Source organism: Streptantibioticus silvisoli, assembly GCF_027947535.2.
Taxonomy (GTDB): Bacteria; Actinomycetota; Actinomycetes; order Streptomycetales; family Streptomycetaceae; genus Streptantibioticus_C; species Streptantibioticus_C silvisoli.
On sequence record NZ_JAAGKO020000008.1, the window covers coordinates 44145 to 64371 of the forward strand.

Below are 20227 nucleotides of genomic sequence, written 5' to 3' on the forward strand. Positions count from 1 at the left end.
TCCCGGTCAGTGCTCCGACGCCGAGGTGACGAGCTCGGTGAGCACTCCGTGGCAGTCCTTCGGGTGCAGGAAGGTGATCCGCGAACCCATCGATCCGGTGCGCGGTGCGTCGTAGAGCACCCGTACGCCCTTGTCGCGGATGCCGGCCGAGTCGGTGTCGACGTCCGCGGTGCCGAACGCGATGTGGTGCACGCCCTCACCGTTCTTGGCCAGCCATTTCCCCACCGCGGAGTCCTCGCGCACCGACTCCAGCAACTGGAGGTAGGAGGCGCCCCCGTCGGAGGTCTCGTTGATCTTGAGCATCGCCTCGCGCACGCCCTGCTCCTCGTTGACCTCGGTGTGGAACACCTCGAAGCCATAGGTGGCACGGTAGAACTCGACGGTGGCGTCGAGGTCGAAACAGGCGATCCCGATGTGGTCGATTCGAGTCAGCATCCCCCTAGTCCATCGCTCGCACGGGTGGTCACGCAACGTGCGCGCCGTCACACCGCGCCCCCTATGACCGAGCCGTACCGCTCAGTACATTGGGGCTTAACCCTCGTTAACCTCCGTTCCGGTTCGTTGACCAACCCTCCGTGCAAAGGGGCGCGACATGACCAACCAGGCCCGAACGTCCGTGATCGTCGCCGGTGCCCGCACGCCGATGGGGAGACTGCTCGGCTCGCTGCGCTCCTTCAGCGGCGCCGAGCTCGGCGGCTTCGCCATCAAGGCCGCCCTGGAGCGGGCCGGCGTCGGCGCCGGACAGGTCGAGTACGTCATCATGGGCCAGGTGCTCCAGGCGGGCGCCGGCCAGATCCCCGCCCGGCAGGCCGCGGTCAACGCCGGCATCCCGATGAACGTCCCGGCGCTGACCGTCAACAAGGTCTGCCTGTCCGGGCTGGACGCCATCGCGCTGGCCGACCAGCTCATCCGGGCCGGCGAGTTCGACATCGTGGTGGCCGGCGGCCAGGAGTCGATGACCAACGCCCCGCACCTGCTGCCGAAGTCCCGTGAGGGCTTCAAGTACGGCGCGATCGAGATGCTCGACGCCATGGCGCACGACGGCCTGACCGACGCCTTCGAGAACATCGCGATGGGCGAGTCCACCGAGAAGCACAACGCCCGCCTGGGCATCGGCCGCGCCCCGCAGGACGAGGTCGCCGCGCTGTCGCACCAGCGGGCCGCCGCCGCGCAGAAGAACGGGGTCTTCGACGCGGAGATCACCGCGGTGACCGTCCCGCAGCGCAAGGGCGACCCGGTCGTCGTCACCCAGGACGAGGGCATCCGCGCCGGGACCACCACCGAGTCGCTGGGCAAGCTGCGCCCGGCGTTCAGCAAGGACGGCACCATCACCGCCGGCACCTCCTCGCAGATCTCCGACGGCGCCGCCGCCGTCGTGGTGATGAGCAAGGAGCGCGCCGAGGCCCTCGGCCTGGAGTGGATCGCCGAGATCGGCGCGCACGGCAACGTGGCGGGCCCGGACAACTCGCTGCACTCCCAGCCGTCCAACGCCATCAACCACGCGCTGTCCAAGGCCGGGCTGTCGGTGGACGACCTGGACCTGGTCGAGATCAACGAGGCGTTCGCCGCGGTCGCCGTGCAGTCAATGAAGGACCTCGGAATTTCCTCCGAAAAGGTGAACGTCAACGGTGGCGCCATCGCGCTGGGCCACCCCATCGGCATGTCCGGCGCCCGGATCGTGCTGCACCTGGCCCTGGAGCTCCAGCGGCGCGGCGGCGGCACCGGCGCGGCGGCGCTGTGCGGCGGCGGCGGCCAGGGCGACGCCCTGATCATCCGGGTCCCCGGCAAGTAGGTCCGGCCCGCCGGACCCGGTCGCCCGGGTCCGGCGTCCCCGGCAGACCGCAACCACTGAAGGAGTCACCCCCGATGGCGGATGTCGCCACCCTGGTCGAGCAGGCGCGGGCCGGCCGTCCCCGGTCGGTCGCCCGGCTGATTTCGCTGGTGGAGGGCGCCTCCCCGCAACTGCGCGAGGTGATGGCCACCCTCGCCCCGCTGACCGGCGGCGCCTACGTGGTGGGCCTGACCGGCTCGCCCGGGGTCGGCAAGTCGACCTCCACCTCGGCGCTGGTGACCGCGTACCGCAAGCGCGGCAAGCGGGTCGGGGTGCTGGCCGTCGACCCCTCGTCGCCGTTCTCCGGCGGCGCGCTGCTCGGCGACCGGGTGCGGATGGGCGAGCACACCTCCGACCCGGGCGTCTACATCCGCTCCATGGCCACCCGCGGCCACCTCGGCGGGCTCGCCTGGGCCGCGCCGCAGGCCATCCGGGTGCTGGACGCGGCCGGCTGCGAGGTGGTGCTGGTCGAGACGGTCGGCGTCGGCCAGTCCGAGGTGGAGATCGCCGCGCAGGCCGACACCTCCGTCGTGCTGCTGGCCCCCGGCATGGGCGACGGCATCCAGGCGGCGAAGGCCGGCATCCTGGAGATCGGCGACGTCTACGTGGTCAACAAGGCCGACCGTGACGGCGCCGACGCCACCGCCCGCGAGCTGAACCACATGCTGGGCCTGGGGGAGTCCCGCGGTCCGTCCGACTGGCGCCCGCCCATCGTCAAGACGGTGGCCGCCCGCGGTGAGGGCATCGAGGAGGTCGTCGAGGCGCTGGAGAAGCACCGCGCCTGGATGGAGGAGCACGGCGTGCTGGCGGACCGCCGCCGGCGCCGGGCGGCCCAGGAGATCGAGAACATCGCGCTGACCGCGCTGCGGCAGCGCATCGGCGACCTCAGCGGCGACCAGCGGCTCGACGCGCTGGCCGACAGCGTGGTGCGCGGCACGTCCGACCCGTACAGCGCGGCGGACGAGCTGATCGCCGGCCTGACCTCGGCGTGACCCGGGCCCGGCCCCGGCCCGCCCGCCGCGCGCGGCGCCCGCCCAGCCGGCCCTGACACCGGGCGGGCCGGGCCGTCCGGCGGTACGTACCGCGCCCGCCGGGCGGGCCTGGAAGCGACGCGTCCGGCGGGCGACCTCAGGACCCGGCCGCGTACCGCGCCCGCCGGGCCGGGGTCAGACCCGGCCGCGTGCCGTGCGCAGGTGCTCGGCGACCGGTTCGAACGCGTGGTGCAGCGTGGTGAGGTCGGCGGGCGAGAGCAGATCGATGAAGTGCTCGCGGACCGCGGCGACGTGGTGCGGGGCGACCTTGGTCATGGTCTGCCAGCCGTGGTCGGTCAGCACCGCGAACAGCCCGCGGCGGTCCGAGGCGCAGTCCTGCCGCTTGACCAGCCCGGCGTTCTCCATGCGGGTGATCTGGTGCGACAGGCGGCTCTTGGACTGGAGCGTGGCGCGGGCCAGGTCGCTCATCCGCATCTGGCGGTCCTCGGCCTCGGAGAGGTTGACCAGGATCTCGTAGTCGTTGAACGTCAGACCGAACGGCTGGAGTTCGCGTTCGAGCTGGTAGGTCAGCAGCTTCGACACCTCAAGGTGGCTGCGCCAGGCGGCCTGTTCACCGGCGTTGAGCCAGCGGGCCCCGTTCTCGGTCTCCATAACTGAAGCCTATCCAATTGAGTTGAAAGATGTATTAAAAGGGAAGCGGGCCGCGACCGCCCGGCCCCCTGCCGCCCCCGGCCATCCCCTCGGGACCACCCGGCATCCCCGGCTCCCACGGGACGCTGCCGGTGTCGATGCCGTCCATCAGCGTCTCGCTGGACTGGAGCAGCACCTGCCCCGCACCGGCGAACTCGAACTGGTGCTCCTCGCCCGACAGCCCGCCAAGACCGGTCAGCATCCGCACCCCGCCCAGCACCCCGCGCAGGTAGGAGTGGTCGTAGTGGTGGCACGGCGACGGGCAGTCCGCCCAGCCGACCAGCGCCTGCGGATCGACCCGGATCGGCGGTTCGACGAAGACCACGGCGCCGTTGGAGGCGGCCACGAACTTCCCGGTGCCGATCAGCGTGAGGAACCCGGGGATGATCGACTGCTTGAGCGCCAGCCCCGGCGAGAACGCCAGCAGGTTCCCCGACCGGATCGTCAGGTTGCCCTGGTCGAGGTCGTAGGAGTTGATGTCGAACGCCCGGTCCGCCAGCAGCATCCGCCCCCGGCCCTGCGCCACCACCCACTGCGCGGCGTGCAGCGGCGAGTGGAAACTGCTCGCCACCAGCCGGTCCAGCGGCCCGTGACCGAGCCCGTGGAAGTCGATCTGCCCGTAGTACGCGATCATCTTGCCGCGCTGGAGGAACCACTGGCCGTCCAGGTGCACGCTGAACGTGTACGGGTTGACGTTGTCGTCGGCCGGCAGGGTGTGGGCGTCGTGGACCACCGGGCCGCCGGCCCCCGGCGGGTACTGCGGCGGCCCGAAACCCGGCGGCGGCGGTCCGAAACCCTGGCTCACAGCTTCTCCTCCGACGCCTGCACGTAGACCGTGCCACTGCCGGACAGCTCCAGCTGGAAGGACTCCCCGCTGCCCCGGCCGACCATCTCCCGCCAGCCGACCGCCGTGGACAGCCGGTTGCGCAGGTCCCCGCGGTGCGCCACGTACGCCTGCGGGTCGACGTGCACCGCGGCCTGCGGGGTCACCGGCAGTTCGAAGACCCCGCCGTGCGCCAGCACCGCCACCGAGCCGTACCCGGTTAGCGTGGTGGTGAACAGCCCCTGCCCGGTGACCTGGCCGCGGATGACGCCCATCACACCGCCCTGCGACCCCATGAACATCGTGCCCTGCTCCAGTGAGCCCTCGAACGCCAGCAGCCGGTCGGACTCCACGTACAGCGTCTCACCGCTCAGGTCGACGACGTGCGCGTGGTGGCCGCCGTGCCCGAACATCACCGCGCCGTGGCCCTCCACCGTCATCAGCGGCACCGCCTCGTGCGCGATCCGGCGGCCCAGCATCGACCCCAGACCGCCCTGGCCGCCGGTGATGCTGGGGGTGAACGTCACCTGCCCGGTGTACGCCAGCATCGCGCCGCGCTGGCTGAACACCACCTGCCCCGGCGCCACGTCGGCCCGCACCATCTTCGACGTCAACTGCGTGAAGGCCATCAGATCTGGCCCCCCACCGTGACGCGTTCGCTCGGCTGCACGTAGACCAGCCCGTCGCCCTCGAACCGGATCTGGAACGCCTCCCCGGACGCCTCGCCCGCGAAGGTGCGCCAGTTGACGCCCGACTGGAAGTGCTGGCGCAGGTTCCCGGTGTGGGCGACGTAGGCGCCCGGGTCGACCGACAGCGGCGTCTGCGGTGTCACCCGCAGCACCACGGCCGGCCCCGCCGAGGTCAGCGCCGCCTGCCCGCTGCCCTCCACCGTGGTGGTGAACAGCCCGTGGCCCTCGCTCGCGCCGCGCAGCCCGGTGAAGGAGGTGCCGGTGCGCAGTGTCGCCTCGGTGCACAGCAGGTTGCTCGCCTCGACGTACAGCTTCTCCCCGTCGAGCCGCACCAGGTTGATCTCGGCAGCGGACTCGGCGAAGAAGCAGGTGCCGAAGCCCTTGACCTCCATCACCGTCATGCTCTCGCCGGTCACCCGCCGGGTGACCAGGCCGCGCAGCCCCTCGCCGCCGCCGGTCAGCCGCTTGAACGTCATCTTGCCGGTGTACGCGACCATCGAGCCGTTCCTGGCCTTGACCGCGTCGTCGGTGAGGTCCACGGCCAGCACCCTGCTGCCCTGGAGCCGGAAGAGCGCCAACTACACCACCGCATCCCTGTCGCGCGCCGGACCGGCGGCCCGCTCGACCTCCAGCAGCGCGTCGCCCCGCCGCTCCTGCTCGAAGGCGTCCGCCCCGCCGCGCAGCCCGAACAGCCGCTTGGCCAGCAGGATGTAGACCACCGCCACCACGTTCAGCGCCAGCGTGCCGATCTTCAGCCCGCTGATCTTCTCGGTCAGCTCGTAGACCTCCAGCGGCAGGAACGCGGCGGTCGCCACCACCGTCAGGTACTCCGCCCAGCGCTTGGCCATCCACAGCCCGACGCCCTCGACCAGCTCGATCAGCGCGTACGCCAGCAGCGCGGCGGCCACCTCCAGCAGCGTGGAGCGCTTGTAGGTGAACGTCTTGCGTATGGTGTCGACCACCGGGGAGTGGTCCACGTCGTAGTGGAAGTGCACCGCAACCGGCCGGAAGAACGTCAGGTCCTTCTCGAACAGGTCGCGCACCGCGTCCTGGGAGTTGCTGAACTTCCACACCGCGACCGCGGCCAGCACGATGAACAGCCCGCGCAGCACCCGCTCCACCGACAGCACCCGCAGGATCAGCAGGTCGCGCAGCGCCCGGCCGCGCGGCACCTCGGGCGCCTCGGTGGCCGGCCCCGAGCCGCCCGGCGCCCCCAGCACGAAGTCGCCGCAGCGCAGGCAGCGCCACGCCTCGCCCAGCGCGGTCGCGGCCTCCAGCCGCTCGCGCAGGTGCGGTTCGTCGGGCGCGTACGTCGCGTGCCCGCGCCGGGCGCAGGCCCGACGGTTCCAGTCGATCTTCACGTCGTCCCCCGTGGGTCGCGATCACCGTCCGCGACGATGCTAATGGCGAGCACCGACAGCGCCACCCCGTTCGGCCCGGTCGCAACGGGACTGCGACAATGGGCGCGCTTGTGCACCGGTTCACAAGGCCCGGTCGCGCCGGCGTTTCCCGTTGACCCTTGCGAATGAGGCCCCTGTGGACGTCAAGACCGCCGCCGCCCTGCGCCGGATGCGCATCATCTCGGTCGCCGAGGCCGTCTCCTTCCTCGTGCTGCTGATCTTCGGCTCGCTGCTCAGCCGGATCTCCAGCGTCAACCTGCTGATGCCGCTCGGCATGCTGCACGGCGTGCTGTTCGTGATCTACCTGGTGCTGCTGGCCGACGTGTGGAACAAGGCCAAGTGGAACGGCAAGCGGGTCGCGCTGTTCGTGCTGTTCGCGGTGCTGCCCACCGGCGGCTTCTTCGGCGACCGCAAGCTGCGCGCCGAGGCCGCCGCCACCCCGGTCGCCGCCGCCGACCCGGCCGTCGACAGCGTGGTGGGCGCGTGATCGTCGCCTTCTCCGTCACCCCCATCGGCGTCGGCGAGGACGTCGGCGCCCTGGTGGCCGAGGCGGTCCGGGTGGTGCGCGAGTCCGGCCTGCCGCACCGCACCGACGCGATGTTCACCTCCGTCGAGGGCGAGTGGGCGGAGGTGATGGACGTGGTGCGCCGCGCCGTCGCCGCCGTCGAGGCCCGCGCCCCGCGCGTCTCCCTGGTGCTCAAGGCCGACATCCGCCCCGGCGTCACCGACGGCCTCACCAGCAAGGTGGCGACCATCGAACGCCACCTCGGCGGCGCCTGACCTCCCCGCCGCCGGCGTCCGCGACGCGCGTGCCGGCCGTGGTACGCCCGCCGGCCGCGGTACGCCCGCCGCCGCGCCGGCCGGTGCCGCGGGTCCGTATCGCGGACGGCCGGTGCCCGCACGGGGCCGGCGGGTAGGGTCGGGGCGTGCCCAAGCCGCTCAGCCTTGCCTTCGATCCCATCGCGCGCGCCGACGAGTTGTGGCGGGCACGCTGGGGCTCGGTGCCGTCGATGGGGGCCATCACCTCGATCATGCGGGCCCAGCAGATCCTGCTCGGCCAGGTCGACGCCCTCGTCAAGCCGTACGGGCTGACGTTCGCGCGGTACGAGGCCCTGGTGCTGCTCACCTTCAGCCAGACCGGGGCCCTGCCGATGTCGAAGATCGGCGAACGCCTGATGGTGCACCCCACGTCGGTCACCAACACCGTCGACCGGCTGGTGCGGGCCGGCCTGGTCGACAAGCGCCCCAACCCCAACGACGGCCGCGGCACGCTCGCCGCCATCACCGGGCGCGGCCGTGAGGTCGTCGAGGCGGCCACCGCCGACCTGGTCGCCGCCGACTTCGGCCTGGGCGCGTACGACGCCGAGGAGTGCGCGGAGATCTTCGCCCTGCTGCGCCCGCTGCGGATAGCCGCCGGGGACTTCGGCGGCACGTGATCCCGCGGCGCCGGCCGCACCGGCGCGCGATCCCGTGGCGCCGCCGTGCCGGGCGTGAGCCAGCGGTACCGCCTGCGTCGGTGCGTATCCCGCGCCACCACCGCACCGGTGCGTGATCCCGTGGCGCCGCCGCCCGCGACCCCGGCCCGGCCCGCCCACCCGGACGCGTGCCGCGGACCAGGGGGCGGCGCGTGGCGGTGCGGGGGAGCCGGTTACGCTCGTGAGCCATGAAGCGGAGTGTCCTGACCCGGTACCGCGTGATGGCATATGTCACCGGTGTCTTTTTGATCCTTCTGACGCTGGCCTGCATCGCGCAGTACGCCATGCACCTGCACGGCGCCGAGATCGCCGTCGCCATCCTGGGCACCGCCCACGGCTGGCTCTACGTGATCTACCTGGTGTGCGCCTTCGACATGGGCAGCAAGGCCAAGATGCACTTCGGCCGGCTGCTGTGGATTCTGCTGGCCGGCACCGTGCCCACCGCCGCGTTCTTCGTCGAGCGCAAGGTGACCCAGGAGCTGGAGCCGCTGGTCAGGGCGTACGGCGAGCCGGTCAACGCCTGATCCGCCGCGGGCCCGCCCGGCGCCGCGCGACACGCCGGGCGCCCGGCCTCCGCGGCGGACGGCGGGTCCCGCACCCCCCCGGCGTCGACATTTACTTGGACGTCCAAGTAAATTGGGGGGATGGACGCCGAAGGCATCGAAGAGGGCCGCCAGCGCTGGCAGGCCCGGTACGACAAGGCCGCCAAGCGCGACGCCGACTTCACCACCCTTTCGGGGGACCCGGTCGACCCGGTCTACGGGCCGCCGGCCGGCGCCGCGGTGCCGGGCTTCGACCGGATCGGCTGGCCGGGCGAGTACCCGTTCACCCGTGGCCTGCACCCGACCGGCTACCGGGGCCGGACCTGGACCATCCGCCAGTTCGCCGGCTTCGGCAACGCCGAGCAGACCAACGAGCGCTACAAGATGATCCTCGCCAACGGCGGCGGCGGACTGTCGGTCGCGTTCGACATGCCCACGCTGATGGGCCGCGACTCCGACGACCCGCGCTCGCTCGGCGAGGTCGGCCACTGCGGCGTCGCCATCGACTCGGCCGCCGACATGGAGGTCCTCTTCCGGGACATCCCGCTCGGCGACGTCACCACCTCGATGACGATCTCCGGCCCGGCCGTCCCGGTCTTCTGCATGTACCTGGTGGCCGCCGAGCGCCAGGGCGTCGACCCGTCGGTGCTCAACGGCACGCTCCAGACCGACATCTTCAAGGAGTACATCGCCCAGAAGGAGTGGCTCTTCGCCCCCGAGCCGCACCTGCGCCTGATCGGCGACCTCATGGAGTACTGCGACAGCGGCATCAAGGCGTACAAGCCGCTGTCGGTCTCCGGCTACCACATCCGCGAGGCCGGGGCGACCGCCGCGCAGGAGCTGGCGTACACGCTGGCCGACGGCTTCGGCTACGTGGAGCTGGGCCTGTCGCGCGGCATGGACGTCAACTCCTTCGCGCCCGGCCTGTCGTTCTTCTTCGACGCGCACGTCGACTTCTTCGAGGAGATCGCCAAGTTCCGCGCCGCCCGCCGCATCTGGGCCCGCTGGATGCGCGACGTCTACGGCGCCACCTCCGACAAGGCGCAGTGGCTGCGGTTCCACACCCAGACCGCCGGGGTCTCGCTGACCGCGCAGCAGCCGTACAACAACGTGGTGCGCACCGCCGTCGAGGCGCTGGCCGCGGTGCTGGGCGGCACCAACTCCCTGCACACCAACGCCCTCGACGAGACGCTGGCGCTGCCCAGCGAGCAGGCCGCCGAGATCGCGCTGCGCACCCAGCAGGTGCTGATGGAGGAGACCGGCGTCGCCAACGTGGCCGACCCGCTGGGCGGTTCGTGGTTCGTCGAGGCGCTGACCGACCGCATCGAGGCGGACGCGGAGAAGATCTTCGACCGGATCAAGGAGCTGGGCGAGCGGGCCGTCCCCACCGGTGAGCACGCGATCGGCCCGATGACCTCCGGCATCCTGCGCGGCATCGAGGACGGCTACTTCACCGGCGAGACCGCGGAGTCCGCGTTCCGCTACCAGCGGTCGGTGGAGAAGGGCGACAAGCGCGTCGTCGGGGTGAACTGCCTGACCGGTTCGGTCACCGGCGACCTGGAGATCCTGCGGGTCAGCCACGAGGTCGAGCGCGACCAGGTCGCGGTGCTCGCCGCCCGCAAGGCCGAACGCGACGACGCGGCCGTCGGCACCGCCCTCACCGCGATGCTGGCCGCCGCCCGCGACGGCGGCAACATGATCGCGCCGATGCTCGACGCCGTCCGCGCGGAGGCCACCCTCGGCGAGATCTGCGGCGTGCTGCGCGACGAATGGGGCGGCTACACCGAACCGGCCCGCTTCTGACCGACCGCCTCCCGCGCGGCAGCGGGGCGCCGGCCGACGACGGTGCCGGAGCGCGGGCGGGTGCCCCCGCATGCGGGCGCCCCGCACGGCCGGGGCGCCGGCCGACGACGACGGTGCCGGAGCGCCGGCCGGCGACCCCGCGTGCGGGCGCCCCGCACGGTCGCGGGGCGCCGGGCCGGCGCTCCCGGACGTGTGCGCCCCGGGGCGTCTCGCCGGGGCCCGGACGCGCCCGCCCGGGCCCCCGGCGCGGGCGGGTAGGCGTCGGCCACCACCGCCCCGGCTGCACCGCCCCGGCTGGGCCCGGCGCGGGGTGCGTAGGCGTCGACCACCACCGCGCGGGTGCCGCTGGCGGCCGGGTTCCCGCCGCACCGGTGCCGGACCGCCGACGCCCGCCGGCCAGGCGCCCCGCACCGGTGCCGGACCGCCTACCTCCGCCGACCAGGCCCTCCCGCACCGGTGCTGGACCGCCGACGCCCGCCGGCCAGGCGCCCCGCACCGGTTTCGGCGCCGCCGTCCGCTGTGCCGCCCACGCACCCGCTGCCTCAGCGCTCGCCGCCCAGGCCCCCGCGCCGGACCGTCAGCGCCCGCCGCCCAGGCCCTCGCGCCCGCCGCCCAGGCCCTCGCGCCCGCCGCCCAGGCCCCCGCGCCCGCCAGCCAGGCCCTCCCGCAGCAGGCCCGACAGGGCCGCCGCCCAGGCCGCGTCGACGCGTTCGCCGCTGACCAGGATGCGGTGGACCACCGCGCCGGCGACCACGTCGAAGACCAGGTCGACCTGGGCGCGGGTGGCGGCGGTGCCGTCGTCGGGGGGGATCTCGCCGCGCCGCTGGGCGCGGTGCCGGCCGAGGACGACCAGGCGTTTCTGCCGGTCGACGATGGCGGTGCGCACCCGGCGGCGCAGGCCCTCGTCGTGGCTGGACTCGGCGATGACGGCCATCAGCGCGGTGCGGACCTCGGGGCGGTCCAGCAGGGCGGCGAACTGCAGGACGACGTCCTCGATGTCGGCGGCGAGCGTGCCGTGGTCGGGCATCCGCAGCTCGTCGAACAGGGCGCCCAGCGCGTCGACCACGAGTTCGTTGCGGTTGGCCCAGCGCCGGTAGAGCGTGGTCTTGGCGACGCCGGCCCGGGCCGCCACGTCGGCCATGGTCAGGCCGCCCCAGCCCTGCTCGACCAGCGCCTCGCGGGTGGCGTCGAGGATGGCCGCGTCGGCCTCCGCGCTGCGGGGACGCCCCGTTCTCGCCATCATGCCCGGACCCTACTCCCTGGTACACGTGAGCCAGATCACGTCCGGCGGCCGGTGGAGAAACGGTGATCATCCGTCGGGAGGCGGCCGGACAGGAGTTACGCTACGACCCGTAGCGTAAAGCGATGACCACGTACGGAGCAGTCCGTACCGGTGGGGACCGGTGCGGCACGGTGACAGTGTGAGGACTCGGCTGAGCGATTCCGGATATCCCGCGTTCCGGCGGGGTATCGAGGGGCTGTTCACGCTTGTCCCGCCGAGGGGGGAGGATTGACCCATGCAGCCACGGAACATGTCCATGAGCGGGGTCGTCGACCTCGGCGCGGTGAAGGCGGCCGGTGAGGCCAAGCAGAAGGCCGAGCAGGCCCGGCGCGAACAGGCCGCCCGCGGGGACGCCGGCGCCGTCGCGCCCTCCCAGCTGGTGTTCGACGTCACCGAGGAGACCTTCGAGCAACAGGTCCTCGCGCAGTCCGACATCGTCCCGGTCGTCATCGACTTCCACACCGACCGCTCCCCGTTGTGCGCGGAGCTGAGCCCGGTGCTGGAGCGGGCCGTCCTGGCGCTCGGCGGCCGGCTGGCGCTGGCCCGGATCGACGTGGACGCCAACCTCGAACTGCTGCGGCAGTTCGGCGTGCAGAGCGTGCCGGCGGTCTACGCGGTGGTGGCCGGCCAGGCCATGCCGCTCTTCCAGGGCGTGGCCCCGCAGGAGCAGATCGCCGAGGTCTTCGACCAGTTGATCGCGGTCGCCGAGGAGCGGTTCGGCCTGACCGGCCTGACCGTGGACGGCGAGGCCCCGCCGCGGGAGGCCGCCGCGGAGCCGCCGATGGACCCCGCGCTGGCCGCCGGTCACGAGGCGCTGGACCAGGGCGACTACGCCGGCGCGATCCAGGCGTACCAGAACGTGCTGAACGACAACCCGGGCGACACCGAGGCCAAGCTGGCGCTGGCGCAGGCCGACCTGCTGCTGCGGGTGCGCGACCTGGACCCGGCCGCCGTCCGGCAGGCCGCGGCCGCCGACCCGGCGGACGTGGACGCGCAGATCTCGGCGGCCGACCTCGACCTGGCCGGCGGTCATGTGGAGGACGCCTTCGGGCGCCTGGTGGACACCGTGCGCCGCAGCGCGGGGGAGGAGCGCGACCGCGCCCGGGTGCGGTTGCTGGAGCTCTTCGAACTCGTCGGCTCCGACGACCCCCGGGTCTCCGCCGCCCGCGGCGCGCTGGCCCGGGTGCTGTTCTGACCGTGTGACGCCGGGCGCGGCCGGGGTTTGGGCCCCGACCGCGCCCGGCGCGCGGCGAAGGCGCCGCGAGTGCGCTCCGGTACCGGTCGGACGCGGCCGGTCAGCGGCAGAAGGGCCGGTTCCGCATCCGGCGAGCGGCTTTATCGAATCGTGATGACGACGGGGTGAGGTTACCCCCAGTAAGGCCGACCCCGGGGCCTGTCCGGGTATGACTGGTCTTGTGGTGACTTGTCGCCCGCCGTGCGGGCACTTTGCGTGTTCACGCTAAGCTGATCGGTCGCGCGGAGGTCATCCTCCCGTTACTCACTAGTAACGAGCCCCCTTGTGCGGCGGCGGCGAATGGACAACGATCGGCCACGCTCGGTCCATTCACATCGTCCGTCAATCCGGTCGGCGCGATGGCGGAAGGGTCCCCACCGGGCAGGGTGCGCGGCAACCGTCGCGGCCCTTGGACAGGGGGGTACCTGCCTCACCCGGCAGGGCCTGTCCAGCAGGTTGCGCGAGAGCGTGGCCAGTGGTTGTCGCTCGGGGGTGATCGCCGATTCTTCGGACACTGCCGTCCGCCACCGTGCGACGGCGCTCCTCCGACGGGCCGGCGCTCTCCTTCCCGAGGACGTAGCACTTCTCCCATCCCAGTCCGGATCTCTCGGGTCCGGGCGGAGATGTACGTCCGAGAAGGAGGAAAGTCAGTCATGGAGTCAGAACCGACTCGTGGCGGAACGAGATGGAAGCGGTTCGGCGTCGTCATGGTGCCGAGCATCGCGGCGACCGCCGCCATCGGCGTGGCGCTGGCGCAAGGCGCGCTCGCGGCTTCGTTCAGCGTCTCCGGCCAGGAATTCAAGGTCTCCGCGTCCCACCTGCACGGCACCGGGTTCCTTCAGTACGGCGCTGTCGACGCGCAGGGCAACGGCGGCGTGCCCGTCGCGGTCTCGGCGTTCAAGACGGCGACCATCAACGACCTGTGCCAGTCCGTCGTCATCCCCGACGTGCCTTTCGTCGGCAAGGTGTCGATGGTGCTCAAGGCCGGTGGAGGTTCGGCCCCTGTGGAGGCCAAGGACCTCTACATCGACCTGAACCAGCTCAACGCCGATGCCACGTTCACCAACATCAACATCGGCATCGCGGCCGGGGACGCCAACCCCAACGGTGCCGTGATGAAGGGCAAGCCGGAAATGGCCGACCCGGGAAGCTTCGCGCAGGAGGCGGACGCCGCCGACCTGACCAACGTGCAGCAGACCGCGTGGGCCACCAGCGCGGGCACCTTCCAGCTCTCCGGTCTGTCGATGCACGTCAGTGCCGGCGACCACGAGTGCTACTGAGGTAACCGCGGTTAGTCGGCCAGGTGAGGGGCGGCTCGTCCGTCCCTCACCCGACCAGCCAGTACGAGAACCACCGATCGCCGGTCGCAGGGAGCTGTTTTTCAATGAGCGCCGAGTCCATCCCCGGGCTGCGTGACCGATTCGGCAGTGGCCGCAGGACCTTCCGCACGTGGCGCGGTCAGCGCCCGTTCTGGGCGGGTCTGCTGACACTGCTGGGCGGGCTGCCGATCATGTATTTCCCTTACGCCCACCTGACCCTCGGTTCGCTGACCGTGCGCATGGCCACCACCGCCGGGTCCGGTTCGCTGATCATCGGCGTACTGCTGGTGGTGCTGGGGCTGACCATGTGGTTCCAGGCCTCGGCCCGGGTCTTCGCCGGAGTCGCGGCGATCCTGCTGAGCCTGGTGTCGCTGGTCGTCTCCAACTTCGGCGGTTTCCTCATCGGTTACCTGCCGGCCCTGATCGGCGGTTGTCTCGCCTGCGCCTGGGCGCCGGCCCGTAAGGCCACCGCCTCCGCGGTGCCGGACGGGACCGCGGCGTCCGTGGTGAGCGACGAGCCGGCCGCCACCGGGATCGGCACGGACGAAGAGTCAACGAACGGGAGGCACAGTGCCGGGTGACGAGGCTCAGCCCGAGAACCAGGGCGGCGCGCCTCAACTCAGAACGGGGCCGCGGCACGCGGCCCCCCGCAAGTCACTGCTCACCCGCGTCCACGTCCCGGCGGGCAAGGCGATAGCCCTGGCCGCCATGCCGACCGCGGTGCTGATGGGCATGGGGCTCACTCCCCGCCTCGCGCAGGCGGCCGAAGCGAAGAACAGCTTCTCCGGCGACCACTGTGTCAGCGTCTCCGACACCCCGTCGCAGAAGGGCACCCCGTCGTCGTCCCCCTCGGCGTCGCCCTCCGCGACGCCGTCGCCGACGACCGGTGGCGGCCTGCCGTCGACCGGACCCACGTCCACGCCGCGGGTGCCGCTGCCGACGAAGTCCTCGACGGCCGGCAAGGCGGCGACGACCGGTCACACGGCCACCCAGGCCAGCGACCAGTCGGACTCCGACCCCGGCGGCCTGCTGGGCGGGCTGCTCGGCGGTGTGCTGGGCGGCATCCTGGGCGGAGGCGGGTCCAGCCCGTCGCCGTCCGCCTCGCCCTCCCCCTCGCCGTCGCACAGCGCGTCCGCCACCCCGACCACGACCCCGACCACACCGGGAGGCACCGGCGGCAGCGGTGGCTCCGGCGGGTCCGGCGGGTCGAGCGGCGGCAGCGGCGGAGGCACGACCGGCGGGTCCGGCGGCAGCGGTTCCGGTGGCAGCGGGTCCGGCGGCGGTACGGACGGCGGTTCCCCGAAGACCGTCAGCGGCACCGCCAAGGGCCTCACGCAGGGTCTGGGCGCGTCGGCGACACCGGGCGGCACCGCCACCCCGTCGCCGTCCTACAGCCCCGGCATGCCCTATCCGTGCCCGACGTACAACGCCAAGGCGCTGGCCGCGGCGGGCCTGGAGCAGACGCCCGCACTGCTGCCCAACCTGCCGTGGACGCTGAAGTCGGACATGCTGACCCTCACCGGCCTGCAGTACGACGGCATCGTGAAGGTGGAGACCGAGAACGGTTCGGTCAAGGACGTCATGAAGTTCACCGTCAGCGGCCTGGACATCAAGAACCTGCACCAGATCGTCCAGGGCCCGGACAACACGCTGCAGAACGTCCAGGCGGCCGACGGTTCCACCTCGACCTTCCGCAACGGCACGGTCACGCTGTACACCGAGGAACTCAAGGGCAACCTGCTCGGGCTGATCCCGATCGACTTCACGCCCAAGAGCCCGCCGCCGCTGACCCTGCCGGTGCTGTTCTTCACCGACGTGACGGTCGTGCAGGCCGGACAGTTCGGCGGCACGCTGACCATCCCGGGCATGCACGCCTACTCCACGCCCGGCTGACCCGGCCGGTCCGGCCGCCCGGCCGAGCCGTTCCGGCAACCGCGCCACCCGGCGGCGTGAGGGCGATAGTTTGGGCGCGATGAAGACTCAAGGCCGCCACGTCACCGTCGTGGTGATCGGCTACAACGACGCCGTCCACATCACCGAGGCCGTCGCCTCCGCCCTCGCGCAGGGCCCGGCCGTCGCCGAGGTCGTCGCGGTCGACGACTGCTCCACCGACGGCACCGGCGACGTCCTGGACCGGCTGGCGGCCGCCGAACCCCGGCTGCGCGCGGTGCGCCGCACCACCAACAGCGGCGGCTGCGGCACCCCGCGCAACGACGGGATCGCCGCCGCCGGCAGCCCGTACCTGATGTTCCTCGACAGCGACGACGTGCTGCCCCCCGGCGCCGTCGACGCGCTGCTGGCCGCGGCCGTCGACCACGACGCCGACGTCACCGCCGGGCTGTGCGTGCGCCGCGAACTGCCCGACGGCCGCGAGACGCCCTGGCGGCCCGAACTGCACGAGGCAGCCGCCGTGATCGCCCGCCCCGCCGACGACCCGCGGCTGGCCGAGGACACCCTGTGCGTCAACAAGCTCTACCGCACCGGCTTCCTGCGCGAGCACGCCATCGCCTTCCCCGACGGGAAGTTCGTCTACGAGGACTTCGTCTTCACCGCCCGCGTCCAGGCCGCCGCCCCCCGGGTCGCGCTGATCACCGACACCGTCTACGTCTGGCACGTACGGCGCTCCGCCAAGCAGCTGTCGATCTCGCTGGACCGCTCCGGGGTGGAGAACTGGCGGGCCCGCGTCGAGGCGCACCGCCAGGTCGTCGCCATCCACACCGAGGTCGGCAACAAGGCCCTGGTCCGCGCCGCCCGGGCCGGCTTCCTGGACCGCTCGGTGCGGATGTACGTCCGCGAACTGGGCGCCCGCGGCCCGGAGTACCGCCGCGAGTGGTGGCGGCTGACCCGCGAGTACCTGGCCGGCTTCGACGCCGCCGACCTGGCCGCCACCACCGCGCCGGCCCGGGTGATCGCCGGCGTGGTGCTCGCCGCCGACCAGCCGCGCGACCTGCCCCGGCTGGCCGCGCTCGCCGCCCGCCCGCCGCGCCTGCTGCCGCCCTACGCCGCCGAACCGGTGTGGAGCCAGGACCTGCCGCAGGTCGCGCTGGAGGACCTGGTGACCGCGCCGGTCGACCGGCTCCCGCTCACCGTCGAGGCCGCGCTGGAGACCGGCGCCACCCGGGCCCGGCTCACCCTGCGGGTGCACGACCTGTACGGCCGGCTCGCCGCCGCCCGCCCGCTCACCGCCGACGTCGAGATCCGCGACCGCACCGACGGCTCGGTGCTCCAGCGCCGCACCGCCGCGCTCACCGCCGCCGGCGGCGGCTGGGACGCGCGGGTCTCGCTCGACCTGCCCGCCCTGCTGGCCGGCCCGCTGGCCACCCGCGACGTGGCTGTCGTGGTGCGCTGCGCCGACGGCGAAAGCGTCGAAACCGTGCCGCACGCGGTCCGCAAGGGCCTGCGCCGCACCGTCGTACCCACCCTGCGCGGCGGCGCCCTGCTGGCCCAGCCCTACGCCACCGCCGACGGCGCCCTCGCGCTGCGGCTGGCCCCGGCCCTGCGCGGCGCGCTGTCGGTGGTCCGCCGCCGGCTCGGCCGCTGACGGACCGCCCGGTCCCGGCCGCGCGCCGGGACCGGCCGCCCGGCGGACGGCCGGGCAGGTGAACGCCGGCCGCAGGGCCGCCCGGGTGAACGCCGGGCGGACGGTACGCCACCGGCGCGTGGCGCGGGGGCGGCACCACGGAATCGGCTGAATCCCTCCGCGCGGACTGGAACCCGGGCCCCCCGCATCCCGTCCTACAACGCGGCAGCGCGCCGCGTGGACAAACACGGCCGCACCACGCCCTGGCGTAGGATTCCGGCACCGGATCTCACGCAACACACCCGACCGGTCCCGCTCCGTAATCACCGCGTCCCCTTAAAGGACAGTTCACCTCATGACCACGTTCACCGTCATCGTCACGGCCCGCGACGCGCAGGGCCACCTCCGGGAATGCCTCGACAGCGTCCTCGCCGACCCCGGAGCGGGCGGACCGGACGTCCAGGTGGTCTGCGTCGACAACGGCTCGACCGACGGCACGCGCGCCATCGCCGACGAGTACGCCGCCCGCGACCGGGTCACCGCCGTCCACCTGCCGCGGCCGCTCATGCCCGCCGCCGCGATGGACGCCGGGGCCCGGGCGGCCACCGGCGACTACCTGCTGTTCCTCGACGGCCTGGACCGGCTGGCGCCCGGCGCGCTCGCCGCGCTGGCCCGCCGCGCCGCCGAGACCGGTGAGCCCGACCTGGTCCTGCTCGACCACGTGCGGATCCACTGGCGCAACCCGCCGGCCCCCAGCGGCGACGGCAAGCTGTTCGCCGGCCCCGGCCGTGCCGTGGTCAGCGCCCGCACCCACCCCGAACTGCTCAACCTCAACCCGGTGCTCGCCAACCGGCTGGTGCGTTCCGGCTTCCGGGCCGCGCACCGCGAGCTGTTCACCGCGGAGGGCCCCGGCGAGGCACTGCCCGCCATCGGCCTGCTGCTGGCCGCCGAACGGGTCGCGATCCTCGACGAGATCGTGCTGATGCGCACCGAACCGGACGCCGGCCCCGCCGACGACGACCCGTTCACGCTGTTCGCCACCCACGACCACCTCGCCGCCCTGATGGACCGGCTCCAGGCCCGCCCCGAACAGCGGACGCTGGTCTTCAACGCGCTGACCCGCCGGATGCTCAAGGTCCTCGACGGCACCACGCTCGACGACCGCGAGCACGCCGACTACTTCCGGCTCACCGCCGCCCACTTCACCAGCCACAAGCCGGCCGGCTACCGGCGCCCCGCCGACCTCAACGGCGTGCGCCACGCCCTGCTGGAACGCGGCTCATACCCCGCCTACCGGGCGTTCACCAGTGCCAACCGCAAGCGGCGCGGCGTGCGCGGACTCGCGGTCAAGGCCAAGCGCAAGGCCGCCGCGGTGGTCAAGGACGGCGTCTACCGCGAGCAGCTGCGCCACCCCGTCGAGGAGGACCTCGCGGTCTTCTCCGCCTACTGGGACCGCGGCGTGGCGTGCAGCCCCGGCGCGATCTCCGCCAAGCTCGCCGAACTCGCCCCGCACATCCGGCAGGTGTGGGTGGTGCGCGGCCGCGACGTGCCGCTGCTGCCGCCCGGCACCGACCACGTGGTGCCCGGCTCGCGCCGCTACTGGAGCGTGATGGCGCGGGCCAAGTACTTCGTCAACAACGTGAACTTCCCCGACTCACTCGTGAAGCGGACCGGGACCATCCACGTCCAGACCCACCACGGCACCCCGCTCAAGCGGATGGGCATCGACCAGATCCCGTTCCCGGCCACCTCCCGCGGCGTCGACTACGACGCGCTGCTGGAGCGCTGCGCGCGCTGGGACTACAGCGTCTCCGCCAACCCGCACTCCACCGAGACCTGGGCCCGCGCCTACCCGGTGCCGTTCACCTCGCTCGACTACGGCTACCCGCGCAACGACGTCTACTACACCGCCACCGCCGAGGACGTCCGCCGGCTGCGCGAGCGGCTGGGCATCGCCCCCGGCCGCACCGCCGTGCTCTACGCCCCCACCCACCGCGACTACGAGGCCGGCTGGACCCCGCGGCTGGACCTCGAACGCCTGTCCCGGGTGCTCGGCGACGACGTCACCCTGCTGGTACGCGGCCACTACTTCTACGACCGCGGCGCCTCCCCGCTGGAGGAACTGCACCGGCGCGGCGCCATCATCGACGTCTCCGGCTACGAATCGGTCGAGGAGCTCGGCCTGGCCTGCGACGCGCTCATCACCGACTACTCCTCGGTGATGTTCGACTACGCCAACCTCGACCGCCCCATCGTGGTCTACGCCGACGACTGGGAGACCTACGCCGTCACCCGCGGCGTCTACTTCGACCTCACCGAGCACGCCCCCGGCGCGGTCGCCCGCAACCAGGACGAGCTGGAAGCCGTCTTCCTCGGCGACGCCTGGCGCGACGAACAGGCCGCCAGCCGGCGGGCCGCGTTCCGCCGCAGGTTCTGCGCCTTCGACGACGGGCACGCCGCCGAACGCGTCGTGCGCCACGTCTTCCTCGGCGAGCCGGACACCCCCGCGGTCGTGCCGGTCGAGCACCGCACCCCCGCACCCGCGCCCGCCCCCGCCGCGACCGGCGCCGAGCACGCCACCCCGATCGGATGAAGCCCGCAGCGCGGGGCCGCACCGCCGTACGTTC

Annotated in this window: 20 protein-coding genes; 13 read left to right on the forward strand and 7 right to left on the reverse strand. The window is 73.0% G+C overall.

Annotated elements, in window-relative coordinates; all coding sequences use genetic code 11:
* Positions 1-6: 6 nt before the first annotated feature.
* Positions 7-435, reverse strand: a complete 429-nt coding sequence (gene mce, locus POF43_RS08265) for a methylmalonyl-CoA epimerase (protein ID WP_271313702.1) — start codon at positions 433-435, stop codon at positions 7-9.
* Between the two features lie 181 nt (positions 436-616).
* Here mce and POF43_RS08270 point away from each other — a divergent pair, with 181 nt between their 5' ends.
* Both POF43_RS08270 and meaB read left to right on the forward strand, forming a co-directional pair.
* Complete coding sequence (locus tag POF43_RS08270; RefSeq protein WP_271313707.1) at positions 617-1792, forward strand: acetyl-CoA C-acetyltransferase; 1176 nt, start codon at positions 617-619, stop codon at positions 1790-1792.
* Between the two features lie 74 nt (positions 1793-1866).
* Positions 1867-2823, forward strand: a complete 957-nt coding sequence (meaB, locus tag POF43_RS08275; protein WP_271323155.1) for a methylmalonyl Co-A mutase-associated GTPase MeaB — start codon at positions 1867-1869, stop codon at positions 2821-2823.
* Between the two features lie 174 nt (positions 2824-2997).
* Here the strand turns inward: meaB and POF43_RS08280 are convergent, their stop codons facing one another.
* From POF43_RS08280 to POF43_RS08300, 5 genes are all read right to left on the reverse strand, one after another.
* Positions 2998-3474 (reverse strand): MarR family winged helix-turn-helix transcriptional regulator, encoded by a 477-nt coding sequence (locus POF43_RS08280; RefSeq protein WP_271323154.1) that lies wholly within the window; start codon positions 3472-3474, stop codon positions 2998-3000.
* Between the two features lie 34 nt (positions 3475-3508).
* Entirely contained in the window at positions 3509-4246 is a 738-nt protein-coding gene (locus POF43_RS08285) for an AIM24 family protein (protein ID WP_271323157.1), read from the reverse strand.
* A 68-nt stretch (positions 4247-4314) separates the two neighbouring features.
* Positions 4315-4965: an AIM24 family protein gene (locus tag POF43_RS08290; RefSeq protein WP_271323153.1), complete on the reverse strand. Its 651-nt coding sequence runs from the start codon at positions 4963-4965 to the stop codon at positions 4315-4317.
* Positions 4965-5603 carry an AIM24 family protein gene (locus POF43_RS08295; protein WP_271317537.1) on the reverse strand — a complete coding sequence of 213 codons (639 nt, stop codon included), beginning with the start codon at positions 5601-5603 and terminating at the stop codon, positions 4965-4967. Before POF43_RS08295 ends, POF43_RS08290 begins: the two co-directional genes overlap by 1 nt.
* Positions 5604-6386, reverse strand: coding sequence for a DUF2127 domain-containing protein (locus POF43_RS08300; protein ID WP_271317536.1), 783 nt, complete (start codon positions 6384-6386; stop codon positions 5604-5606).
* A 175-nt stretch (positions 6387-6561) separates the two neighbouring features.
* Here POF43_RS08300 and POF43_RS08305 point away from each other — a divergent pair, with 175 nt between their 5' ends.
* From POF43_RS08305 to icmA, 5 genes are all read left to right on the forward strand, one after another.
* A complete protein-coding gene (locus tag POF43_RS08305) occupies positions 6562-6912 on the forward strand; it encodes a DUF3817 domain-containing protein (RefSeq protein WP_271317535.1) in 351 nt (116 codons plus the stop codon).
* Positions 6909-7205, forward strand: coding sequence for an MTH1187 family thiamine-binding protein (locus POF43_RS08310; protein ID WP_271317534.1), 297 nt, complete (start codon positions 6909-6911; stop codon positions 7203-7205). Before POF43_RS08305 ends, POF43_RS08310 begins: the two co-directional genes overlap by 4 nt.
* A 146-nt stretch (positions 7206-7351) precedes the next feature.
* Positions 7352-7861: a MarR family winged helix-turn-helix transcriptional regulator gene (locus POF43_RS08315; protein WP_271317533.1), complete on the forward strand. Its 510-nt coding sequence runs from the start codon at positions 7352-7354 to the stop codon at positions 7859-7861.
* A 227-nt stretch (positions 7862-8088) separates the two neighbouring features.
* Complete coding sequence (locus tag POF43_RS08320; protein WP_271318257.1) at positions 8089-8424, forward strand: DUF3817 domain-containing protein; 336 nt, start codon at positions 8089-8091, stop codon at positions 8422-8424.
* 120 nt (positions 8425-8544) lie between these two features.
* A complete protein-coding gene (icmA, locus tag POF43_RS08325; protein ID WP_271318258.1) occupies positions 8545-10245 on the forward strand; it encodes a coenzyme B12-dependent isobutyryl-CoA mutase large subunit in 1701 nt (566 codons plus the stop codon).
* Positions 10246-10822: 577 nt separating this feature from the next.
* Here icmA and POF43_RS08330 read toward each other — a convergent pair.
* Positions 10823-11488, reverse strand: coding sequence for a TetR/AcrR family transcriptional regulator (locus tag POF43_RS08330; protein WP_282704485.1), 666 nt, complete (start codon positions 11486-11488; stop codon positions 10823-10825).
* 274 nt (positions 11489-11762) lie between these two features.
* On the opposite strand from POF43_RS08330, the gene POF43_RS08335 reads away from it, so the two are divergent.
* The 6 genes from POF43_RS08335 (at position 11763) to POF43_RS08360 (ending at position 20193) form a co-directional block, all read left to right on the forward strand.
* On the forward strand, positions 11763-12722 hold the full coding sequence (locus tag POF43_RS08335) for a tetratricopeptide repeat protein (protein ID WP_271312768.1): 960 nt from the start codon (positions 11763-11765) through the stop codon (positions 12720-12722).
* A 692-nt stretch (positions 12723-13414) separates the two neighbouring features.
* Positions 13415-14041 carry a DUF6230 family protein gene (locus tag POF43_RS08340; protein ID WP_271312769.1) on the forward strand — a complete coding sequence of 209 codons (627 nt, stop codon included), beginning with the start codon at positions 13415-13417 and terminating at the stop codon, positions 14039-14041.
* A 104-nt stretch (positions 14042-14145) separates the two neighbouring features.
* Positions 14146-14661: a DUF6114 domain-containing protein gene (locus tag POF43_RS08345; RefSeq protein WP_271323636.1), complete on the forward strand. Its 516-nt coding sequence runs from the start codon at positions 14146-14148 to the stop codon at positions 14659-14661.
* On the forward strand, positions 14651-15973 hold the full coding sequence (locus POF43_RS08350) for a hypothetical protein (protein ID WP_271312771.1): 1323 nt from the start codon (positions 14651-14653) through the stop codon (positions 15971-15973). Before POF43_RS08345 ends, POF43_RS08350 begins: the two co-directional genes overlap by 11 nt.
* A gap of 79 nt (positions 15974-16052) precedes the next feature.
* On the forward strand, positions 16053-17621 hold the full coding sequence (locus tag POF43_RS08355; protein WP_271323637.1) for a glycosyltransferase family 2 protein: 1569 nt from the start codon (positions 16053-16055) through the stop codon (positions 17619-17621).
* Positions 17622-17955: 334 nt separating this feature from the next.
* Positions 17956-20193: a bifunctional glycosyltransferase/CDP-glycerol:glycerophosphate glycerophosphotransferase gene (locus tag POF43_RS08360; RefSeq protein WP_282704486.1), complete on the forward strand. Its 2238-nt coding sequence runs from the start codon at positions 17956-17958 to the stop codon at positions 20191-20193.
* The last annotated feature ends 34 nt before the right edge of the window (positions 20194-20227 follow it).

What these genes read in the sequence shown, in the direction of transcription:
- mce (WP_271313702.1), bottom strand. Translation starts at nt 435, where the DNA reads ATGCTGACTCGAATCGACCACATCGGGATCGCCTGTTTCGACCTCGAC.
- meaB (WP_271323155.1), top strand. Translation starts at nt 1,867, where the DNA reads ATGGCGGATGTCGCCACCCTGGTCGAGCAGGCGCGGGCCGGCCGTCCC.
- POF43_RS08280 (WP_271323154.1), bottom strand. Translation starts at nt 3,474, where the DNA reads ATGGAGACCGAGAACGGGGCCCGCTGGCTCAACGCCGGTGAACAGGCC.
- POF43_RS08290 (WP_271323153.1), bottom strand. Translation starts at nt 4,965, where the DNA reads ATGGCCTTCACGCAGTTGACGTCGAAGATGGTGCGGGCCGACGTGGCG.
- POF43_RS08320 (WP_271318257.1), top strand. Translation starts at nt 8,089, where the DNA reads ATGAAGCGGAGTGTCCTGACCCGGTACCGCGTGATGGCATATGTCACC.
- icmA (WP_271318258.1), top strand. Translation starts at nt 8,545, where the DNA reads ATGGACGCCGAAGGCATCGAAGAGGGCCGCCAGCGCTGGCAGGCCCGG.
- POF43_RS08330 (WP_282704485.1), bottom strand. Translation starts at nt 11,488, where the DNA reads ATGATGGCGAGAACGGGGCGTCCCCGCAGCGCGGAGGCCGACGCGGCC.
- POF43_RS08335 (WP_271312768.1), top strand. Translation starts at nt 11,763, where the DNA reads ATGCAGCCACGGAACATGTCCATGAGCGGGGTCGTCGACCTCGGCGCG.
- POF43_RS08340 (WP_271312769.1), top strand. Translation starts at nt 13,415, where the DNA reads ATGGAGTCAGAACCGACTCGTGGCGGAACGAGATGGAAGCGGTTCGGC.
- POF43_RS08345 (WP_271323636.1), top strand. Translation starts at nt 14,146, where the DNA reads ATGAGCGCCGAGTCCATCCCCGGGCTGCGTGACCGATTCGGCAGTGGC.
- POF43_RS08355 (WP_271323637.1), top strand. Translation starts at nt 16,053, where the DNA reads ATGAAGACTCAAGGCCGCCACGTCACCGTCGTGGTGATCGGCTACAAC.
- POF43_RS08360 (WP_282704486.1), top strand. Translation starts at nt 17,956, where the DNA reads ATGACCACGTTCACCGTCATCGTCACGGCCCGCGACGCGCAGGGCCAC.